Here is an 8,001-nt window from a genome sequence, read left to right on the forward strand (position 1 = left end):
CCCCCCCCCCCCCCCCCCCCCCCCCCCCCCCCCCCCCCCCCCCCCCCCCCCCCCCCCCCCCCCCCCCCCCCCCCCCACAGGTTTTTACAGGGTAATGGCATTGAGGTGTCTTATCAGCGGCGCCCTTTGCCGGACAGGGGTCGGGTATACTCGCGCGTTTTGTGATGCCCTGCTGGCGTCACGGCTGAAATGTGAAGCGTCATGCAATGTGCATTTACGATTTGTCGATGCAGCATTGCGGGTTCTGAACCAGCCTGTGCAGGGATGTTTCGGTGATTTTTGGAGTTTCTATGCTCGAGCAGGCTCAACGCGTCCTCAAGGACATCTTCGGCTACGACAGTTTCCGTGGCCGTCAGGGTGCAATCATTGAGCGCGTGGCCAGTGGCGGCGATGCCCTGGTCCTGATGCCTACCGGTGGCGGCAAATCCCTGTGTTTCCAGGTGCCGGCGCTGCTGCGCGAAGGCCTGGCAGTGGTGGTGTCGCCACTGATCGCCTTGATGGACGATCAGGTTGCCACCCTCGAAGAACTGGGTGTGGCCGCGGCAGCATTGAACTCCACCCTCAGCGCCGAGCAACAACGCGATCTGGCGGCCCGTATCCGCCGTGGCGAAGTGAAAATGCTTTATCTCGCCCCGGAACGCCTGGTCCAGCCGCGCATGCTGTCCTTCTTGCAAGGTCTGAACATCGCCCTGTTCGCTATCGACGAGGCGCACTGTGTGTCGCAGTGGGGGCACGACTTCCGACCGGAATACCTGCAACTGGGCCAGTTGGCGGAAATGTTCCCCGATGTGCCGCGCATTGCCCTGACCGCCACTGCCGACAAGCGTACACGGGAAGAAATCGTCACCCGTTTGCACCTGCAGAATGCCGAGCGCTTTCTGTCCAGCTTCGACCGACCGAATATTTTTTACCGCATCGTGCCCAAGGAGCAGCCGCGCAAGCAGTTGCTGGCGTTCCTGGCCGAGCGGCGTAGCGATGCCGGCATCGTCTATTGCCTGTCGCGCAAAAAGGTCGAAGAAGTCGCCGCATTCCTGACTGAACAAGGCTTCCCGGCGTTGCCGTACCACGCCGGTCTGCCCAACGATTTACGTGCCTACCACCAGAAGCGCTTCCTCAACGAAGAAGGCCTGATCATGGTGGCCACCGTGGCGTTCGGCATGGGCATCGACAAGCCCAACGTGCGTTTCGTTGCACACCTCGATTTGCCGAAATCCCTTGAGGCCTATTACCAGGAAACCGGGCGCGGCGGCCGTGACGGTCTGCCGGCGGATGCCTGGATGGCCTACGGCCTGCAAGACGTGGTGATGCTCAAGCAAATGCTGCAAAACTCCGAAGGCGACGAGCGTCACAAGCGTCTGGAGCAGCACAAGCTTGAAGCCATGCTTTCGCTGTGCGAAGAAACCCGCTGCCGCCGCCAGGCGCTACTGGCCTATTTCGATGAGGAACTGGCCGAACCCTGCGGCCATTGCGACAACTGCATCGATGGGGTGCAAACCTGGGATGCCACCGAACCGGCGCGTCAGGCCTTGTCAGCGATCTTTCGTACCGGCCAGCGCTATGGTGTCGGCCATCTGGTGGATGTCCTGCTGGGTAAGGATAACGAGAAGGTACGCAGCTTCGGTCATCAGCACCTGTCGGTATTCGGTGTCGGCAAGGCGCTGGGAGAAAGCGAATGGCGTTCATTGTTCCGCCAGTTGGTGGCCCGTGGCCTGGCCGATGTCGATCATGAGGGCTACGGCGGACTGCGCCTGAACGACACGTGTCGCCCTCTGCTCAAGGGTGAAGTGACCCTGGAGCTGCGTCGCGATCTGAAAGCGCAAACCACGGTCAAAACCAGCAAGAGCCAGGCTAGCCAGTTGGTCCGTGGCGAAGAGCGCGAACAGTGGGAGGCCTTGCGCGCCCTGCGTCGCAAGCTCGCCGAGGAGCATGGCGTGCCGCCGTACGTCATCTTCCCCGACTCGACCTTGCTGGAAATGCTGCGCAGCCAACCGACCTCGCTGGCGGAAATGGCCAGGGTCAGCGGTGTCGGCGCGCGCAAGCTGGAACGCTACGGCGAGGCCTTCCTCGAAGTGCTCGGCGGTCAGGTCGAAGCACCGAAGCCGGTGGCCGACGTGCGTCACGAGTTGATTACCCTGGCGCGGGCGGGCATGACGCCGTTGCAGATCGCCGGTCAGTTGCAATGCTCGGAAAAGAACGTTTACACCATGCTCGCCGAAGCCATTGGCAAGCAGCAGTTGTCGTTGGAGCAGGCGCTGGATCTGCCCGAAGACTTGATGGGCGAAGTCCAGGATGCGTTCCTTGATGGCGAAGGCGAGTTGCCACCCGTGTCGGAAGTCTCCGCGCTGTTTGCGGGCCGGGTACCCGAGGGCGTTTTGTACTGTGTTCGGGCGGCGTTACAGTCCGAATTCGAGATTTGAGCGGTTCCGAGATAAGGGTTTCACTGATGTAACGATTCAGTACAGAACAAGCCTTGCCTCGAAGCGAGGCTCATGCTTAGCTGACTAATAATTAGTTTTTCTTTATTTCAGTCTAATCATGAGTGTTTTATGTCGTTAACCGAACAACACCGCTTTGGCATGCAACTGGCCCAGATGTCCCGCGGCTGGCGTGCCGAACTGGACCGCCGTCTGGCTGGCCTCGGATTGTCTCAGGCACGCTGGCTGGTGCTGCTGCATCTTGCGCGTTTTGACGAAGCCCCGACCCAACGCGAGCTGGCGCAAAGCGTCGGCGTCGAAGGGCCGACCCTGGCCCGGCTGCTCGACAGCCTGGAAAGCCAGGGCCTGGTGCAACGCCAATCGGTCCTCGAAGACCGTCGGGCGAAAAAAATTGTCCTCTGCACCCCGGCGCGTCCTCTGATCGAACAAATAGAAACCATTGCCAACCAACTGCGCCACGAATTGTTCGAAGGCGTCGATGAGGCGGATCTGGCGGTCTGCATGCGGGTCCACGGGCACATCCTGGCCAACCTGGAAAAATCTTGAGGCATTGCTCCACCCCCGTTTTTTGAGATGCCGCGTTGAGCAGACTATAAGAACTACTTGGCAATATCGTGTTCGTACCGGATGTGCGAACACAGGTTGGTTCTGGTTACTTAAGGGATGCTCATGCTTGAAAGTCGGCGAGTCGTTGTACGGTGTTGCGCCAGTTGGTTACTGGGCGGTGCTGCTGTCACTTGGTCGGCATTGGCACCGGCGCTGGGGTTGGGGGAGATTACCCTGCATTCGGCGCTGAACCAGCCGCTACGCGCCGACATTGCCCTGCTGGATGTCGATGGTCTGGAGGAGGGCGAATTATCAGTCAGCCTCGCATCGGCGGACGAGTTCAGCCGTGCAGGTGTCGAGCGTGTTTTCTTTCTCAACGACCTGAAGTTCACGCCTGTGCTGCGGGGCAACCGCAACCTGATTCAGGTGACTTCCAGTAAACCTGTCAATGAACCCTTTCTGAATTTTCTTGTGCAGCTCAATCAGCCCAACGGCCGCTTACTGCGTGAGTACACGGTATTGATCGATCCTCCGGGCACACCGGGCATTGTACCGGCCACTGATGAGCCGTTGGCCAGCCGTCCAACTTCTGCCTTTCCGAATGTCCCGCCCGCCGTCGCGCCTGTGTCTGCCTCCAAGGAGCCGCTGCCAAAAGCGGCCACTGCGCCCGCGACGGATCCTCTTGCCGAGCAACTGGCTGCCAGCGTTCTGCAGAACCAGCAGTTGCAAGCAACCATCGATGAACTCAACACGAAGCTTCAGGCCCAGGACGAGCAGCTTGCCAGTGAGAAAAAGCAGCTGGCGGAGCTGCAAACCCAAATGGCCGAGACTCGCCAGGTACCAGCGGAACCTGTTGCGCCCATGGCCGTGACTCCGGCATCAGTGGTCGTCGAGACGTCCGGGACGAACTGGCCGTTGCTTGGCGGATTGTTGGTGCTGGTGCTGGCGTTGCTGGCTGCATGGTTTCGTCGTCAACGGCAGCAGGATCAGGCGATGGTCGAACCGGACGCTGGTCAGTCCTCCCCCCATGAATCGCCGCACAGTCGCAAGGCAGAACCTGTCGCGCACGCTGCTGCGCTTCAACCGACACAGGCTCAACATGAAGAGGCACCCGTGAGCGATGCGCTGGAAGCGGTCGCGGTCTACCAGACGTACGGGCGCTATGCCGAAGCAGCCGACCTGTTGCAGGAGGCGATGGTCAAGGAGCCGCAGAGAATCGATCTGGCAGTGCAAATGCTTGAGGTCCTGGGCAAACAGGGGGACGCCACGGGCTACGAGGCACAGGAAGACCGCCTGCGTATTGCCGGATTTGATGCGCAAAAGCTTCAGGGCATCCGTGCGCGCTATCCGAAATTGGGTGCAATTGCACCGATCGCTCTCGCGTCACCCGTGATGTCGCCCACGATGCAGGAGTCGACCGTGGATGAGTTTCAGCTGAACCTGGACGACCTGTCGATGGACACGAGTTGGGATCTGATCGATCCGCTTGAGCATTCGCCATCGACGTCTCGCCCATCGAGCGAGCCGGTGCTACCGGAGCCGGATATCGAATGGGAAATCGAACCGGCCTCCGGGTCCCTGGACGACAGCTTTCTCGACGAGCTCAGCGAACCAGGTCCGTCGTTTGAGCTTGAGCCATTGAGCCTGGAAGCGCCCGAACCGGATAATGCAGGCAAACTGGAGCAAGCCCAGACCTGCATTGATGACGGCGATCTGGACAGCGCCATCGAACTGCTCAACGAGTTGCTCAAGGACGCTGATGAGCAGATGAAACAGACGGCACGTAGCCTTTTGGCAGGCATCCGATAGGCCTTAAACGATGATCAATTGTGGGAGCGAGCAAGCCCGCTCCCACATTGGTTATCATGTTAGCGATCTCTGTCCCAGGAATCCTGCCAACCATGACCACCCACAAACCCGAAATCGTCATCACCTATTGCACCCAGTGCCAGTGGCTGTTGCGCGCGGCCTGGCTGGCCCAGGAACTGCTCAGTACGTTTTCCGACGACCTCGGCAAAGTGTCCCTGGTGCCAGGTACCGGCGGGGTTTTTCACATTGCCTGCGACGAGGTGCAGATCTGGGAGCGCAAGGCCGACGGCGGTTTTCCCGAGGCCAAGGTGCTCAAGCAACGGGTCCGCGACCAAATCGATCCGGACCGTGACCTGGGGCACAACGATCGCACTCAGTGAGAGGTGGCTTCCGCAGCAACGGTTTTTTTGCTTGAACTGCCGGCGAGCCTGCTGGACACCACGATCGCGACGATGATCAGCGCTCCGCCAAGCAGCATGCGCAGGGTCGGGTTTTCATCGAACAACAGCCAGGCCACGGTGATGCCGTACACAGGCTCCAGGGCGAAGACCACGGCGGCAGTCCTTGCCTTGATCACTGCCAGGCTGGCGACAAACAGGCTGTGGGCCACGCCGGTGCAGAATACGCCGAGCAAGGCGATCCACAGCCAGTCGATGGCGCGAACTTCGCTCAATTGCGGTGCGGCTACCGGCAGCAGGCACAATCCGACAACCACGTTCTGACACAGCGCGGCTTGTACCGGCGGGATACGTCCAGAACTGGCGCGATTGGTCAGCGACAGCAGGGCGAACAGCAAGCCGGAAGCCACCGCCCAGAGCAGGCCGGTCGTGGCGCCGCTGGCCAGATCGAAATCCGGCGTCACCAGTACCAGGCCGATACTCACCAATGTCACAAGCAGGATTTCATTGGCACGAATCCGCTCGCGGAAAATCAGCCCTTCGAGGATCACGGTAAAGGCCGGAAAACTGGCGAAGCCCAACGTCGCGATGGCCACGCCGGCAACCTTCACCGCAATGAAAAAACTCACCCAGTGTCCGGCCAGCAGCAGGCCGCTGAGCAACAGTCGGCGCCAATCCACGGCTTCGAGTTTTTGCCAGCGGGTAGTGCTGGCGAATCGTGCGAAAAATGCCAGTGCCAACACCGCGAACGCCGCCCGGCCGAAGACGATGATGGCCGGCGAAGCGGCCGCGAGTTTGCCGAACACACCGGTCAGGCCGAACATCAATGCGCCGATATGCAGAGCGCCCAGGGCGGTACGGGGAGTCATGGCAATCCTTCAGCAAACAAACGGAAATGTAGGAGCTGCCGAAGGCTGCGATCTTTTGATTTTGCTTTTCCAGAATCAAGAGCAAAAGATCGCAGCCTTCGGCAGCGCCTAGATATTTGAGCGCAGTTCAGCCAATGGTGTCTGTCGCCGGACTATTGTCTTTTGTCGCCAGCCTCGCGTCGCAGCTTGCCGGGCGAGGCGCCAAACTCACGCAGCACCGCGGCGGCAAAGGCGCTCTGGGAGCTGTAACCGACACGACAGGCAATCTCGCCAATGGGCAGGGCTGAGTCACGCAGCAATCCCACGGCCTTGTGCAGGCGTCGGCTGCGGATGTAGTCCATCGGCGTCTGCCCGCATTCGGCGACGAACCGCGCGTGCAAACGTGCACTGGAGAGACCGGCCACGCGGGCCAGGTCGGCGACTTGCAACGGGTAGGCGGCGTATTGATCGATGTGCGCATTCAACGCAGCGTAAGGCAGGCGCCGACCGCCGACGTTGTCCGGCCTGGCGTTGTTGAGGCTGGCCAGCAGCAATACCGCGCCTTGTTGCGCAATCACCGGGTCATCGACCGGGCTATTGGCCAGCCAGCTGACCAATTGGCTTTGCCCGACATCCAGCGACAACCGGCCGGCATTGTCGAGCAAGCGGCGACAGGCCTCGGCATGATCGCCCAGGGACTGGCTGATCCATTGGTCGCCGGGCACATCCAGCACCAGGCAACGGCTGCCATTGACGCTACCGCAGGCATGATGAAACCCCGAAGGGACCACGACGAAACTCTGCTGAACCACCTGGCTGCCACGCCCGTCGACCTCGAAATCCAGCGCACCCGAGAGCCCGAACACCAGTTGCGCGTGTTCGTGGCTGTGGACAATCAGGTCTTCGCTGTACTGGCGAAGTGTGAGGATTGGGCGCATCGCAGATCTCCCGGACAAGGGGGCCAGTCTACACCGAGGTGCCCTGAATGCGTTGTCACGGGACTGACTTGCCGCTGTCATGGTCGATTAACCCGACGGGCGCAAGCTTGCCAAAACTGTTCTGAGGGTTGCCCATGACCAGCGCCGAGCTTGCCAAACCCACCCGTAAGCAGCGTGTGCGGACCCTGTGGATTTCCGATGTGCACCTGGGCACGCGCGATTGCCAGGCCGAGCATCTGTCGCAGTTTCTCAAGGGCTATCACGCCGACAAAATCTACCTGGTTGGCGACATCATCGATGGCTGGAAACTGCGCAGCGGCATGTACTGGCCGCAGGCCCACACCAACGTGATCCGGCGGCTGCTGACCATGAGCAAGCGCGGCACTGAAGTGATCTACGTCACCGGTAACCACGACGAATTCCTGCGGCGCTATTCCAAGCTGATATTGGGCAATATCCAGTTGGTGGACGAAGCGGTGCACGTGACCGCCGATGGCCGGCATCTGTTGGTGATCCACGGCGATCAGTTTGACGTGATCACCCGCTACCACCGCTGGCTGGCGTTTCTCGGCGATTCGGCCTACGAATTCACCCTGACCCTCAACCGCTGGCTCAACCACTGGCGCGCTCGCTATGGCTACGGTTACTGGTCGCTGTCGGCGTACCTCAAGCACAAGGTGAAAACCGCGGTCAGCTTCATCAGCGACTTTGAAGAGGCCATCGCCCATGAGTGCGTCAAACGCGAGCTGCACGGCGTGGTCTGCGGGCACATTCACCATGCCGAGATTCGCAAGGTCGGCGGGGTGGATTACCTCAATTGCGGTGATTGGGTGGAGTCGTGCACGGCACTGATCGAGCATTGGGATGGCACGATCGAGCTGTATCGGCTGGCGGATGCTCAGGCGCGGGAGGCACAGTTGAAGGCGGCGAAGGTGGCGGAATTGGCTTAGACATTTCGGTGTTTGCGCGGGCCTCTTCGCGAGCAGGCTCGCTCCCACAATGTTTCGCGGTGATCCCTGTGGGAGCG

7 protein-coding genes are annotated in these 8,001 nt (G+C 60.7%); 5 read left to right on the forward strand and 2 right to left on the reverse strand.

The window, feature by feature from the left end; all coding sequences use genetic code 11:
* Window positions 1-290: 290 nt before the first annotated feature.
* The 4 genes from recQ to ACSFE6_RS30040 all read left to right on the forward strand — a co-directional run bounded on the left by recQ (window position 291) and on the right by ACSFE6_RS30040 (window position 5,170).
* Window positions 291-2,417: a DNA helicase RecQ gene (gene recQ, locus ACSFE6_RS30025; RefSeq protein WP_435431000.1), complete on the forward strand. Its 2,127-nt coding sequence runs from the start codon at window positions 291-293 to the stop codon at window positions 2,415-2,417.
* 129 nt (window positions 2,418-2,546) lie between these two features.
* Window positions 2,547-2,981: a MarR family transcriptional regulator gene (locus ACSFE6_RS30030; protein ID WP_435431001.1), complete on the forward strand. Its 435-nt coding sequence runs from the start codon at window positions 2,547-2,549 to the stop codon at window positions 2,979-2,981.
* A 123-nt stretch (window positions 2,982-3,104) separates the two neighbouring features.
* Window positions 3,105-4,790: a FimV/HubP family polar landmark protein gene (locus ACSFE6_RS30035; RefSeq protein WP_435431002.1), complete on the forward strand. Its 1,686-nt coding sequence runs from the start codon at window positions 3,105-3,107 to the stop codon at window positions 4,788-4,790.
* A 92-nt stretch (window positions 4,791-4,882) separates the two neighbouring features.
* Entirely contained in the window at window positions 4,883-5,170 is a 288-nt protein-coding gene (locus ACSFE6_RS30040; RefSeq protein ID WP_435431003.1) for a SelT/SelW/SelH family protein, read from the forward strand.
* On the opposite strand, the gene ACSFE6_RS30045 is transcribed toward ACSFE6_RS30040, so the two are convergent.
* Together ACSFE6_RS30045 and ACSFE6_RS30050 are read right to left on the reverse strand one after the other, a co-directional pair.
* The gene (locus ACSFE6_RS30045) at window positions 5,164-6,057 is read right to left on the reverse strand and encodes a DMT family transporter (RefSeq protein ID WP_435431004.1); all 894 of its coding nucleotides are present in this window, start codon (window positions 6,055-6,057) and stop codon (window positions 5,164-5,166) included. The genes ACSFE6_RS30040 and ACSFE6_RS30045 overlap by 7 nt on opposite strands.
* 152 nt (window positions 6,058-6,209) lie before the next feature.
* Window positions 6,210-6,974: an AraC family transcriptional regulator gene (locus ACSFE6_RS30050; RefSeq protein WP_435431005.1), complete on the reverse strand. Its 765-nt coding sequence runs from the start codon at window positions 6,972-6,974 to the stop codon at window positions 6,210-6,212.
* A 134-nt stretch (window positions 6,975-7,108) separates the two neighbouring features.
* On the opposite strand from ACSFE6_RS30050, the gene ACSFE6_RS30055 reads away from it, so the two are divergent.
* Window positions 7,109-7,924: a UDP-2,3-diacylglucosamine diphosphatase gene (locus ACSFE6_RS30055; protein ID WP_435431006.1), complete on the forward strand. Its 816-nt coding sequence runs from the start codon at window positions 7,109-7,111 to the stop codon at window positions 7,922-7,924.
* The last annotated feature ends 77 nt before the right edge of the window (window positions 7,925-8,001 follow it).

Source organism: Pseudomonas baetica (genome assembly GCF_051216495.1).
Lineage (GTDB): Bacteria > Pseudomonadota > Gammaproteobacteria > Pseudomonadales > Pseudomonadaceae > Aquipseudomonas > Aquipseudomonas baetica_B.

Bases quoted from the DNA above. Each gene is read 5' to 3' on its own strand.
- recQ (WP_435431000.1), top strand. From the start codon at position 291: ATGCTCGAGCAGGCTCAACGCGTCCTCAAGGACATCTTCGGCTACGAC.
- ACSFE6_RS30045 (WP_435431004.1), bottom strand. From the start codon at position 6,057: ATGACTCCCCGTACCGCCCTGGGCGCTCTGCATATCGGCGCATTGATG.
- ACSFE6_RS30040 (WP_435431003.1), top strand. From the start codon at position 4,883: ATGACCACCCACAAACCCGAAATCGTCATCACCTATTGCACCCAGTGC.
- ACSFE6_RS30055 (WP_435431006.1), top strand. From the start codon at position 7,109: ATGACCAGCGCCGAGCTTGCCAAACCCACCCGTAAGCAGCGTGTGCGG.
- ACSFE6_RS30030 (WP_435431001.1), top strand. From the start codon at position 2,547: ATGTCGTTAACCGAACAACACCGCTTTGGCATGCAACTGGCCCAGATG.
- ACSFE6_RS30035 (WP_435431002.1), top strand. From the start codon at position 3,105: ATGCTTGAAAGTCGGCGAGTCGTTGTACGGTGTTGCGCCAGTTGGTTA.
- ACSFE6_RS30050 (WP_435431005.1), bottom strand. From the start codon at position 6,974: ATGCGCCCAATCCTCACACTTCGCCAGTACAGCGAAGACCTGATTGTC.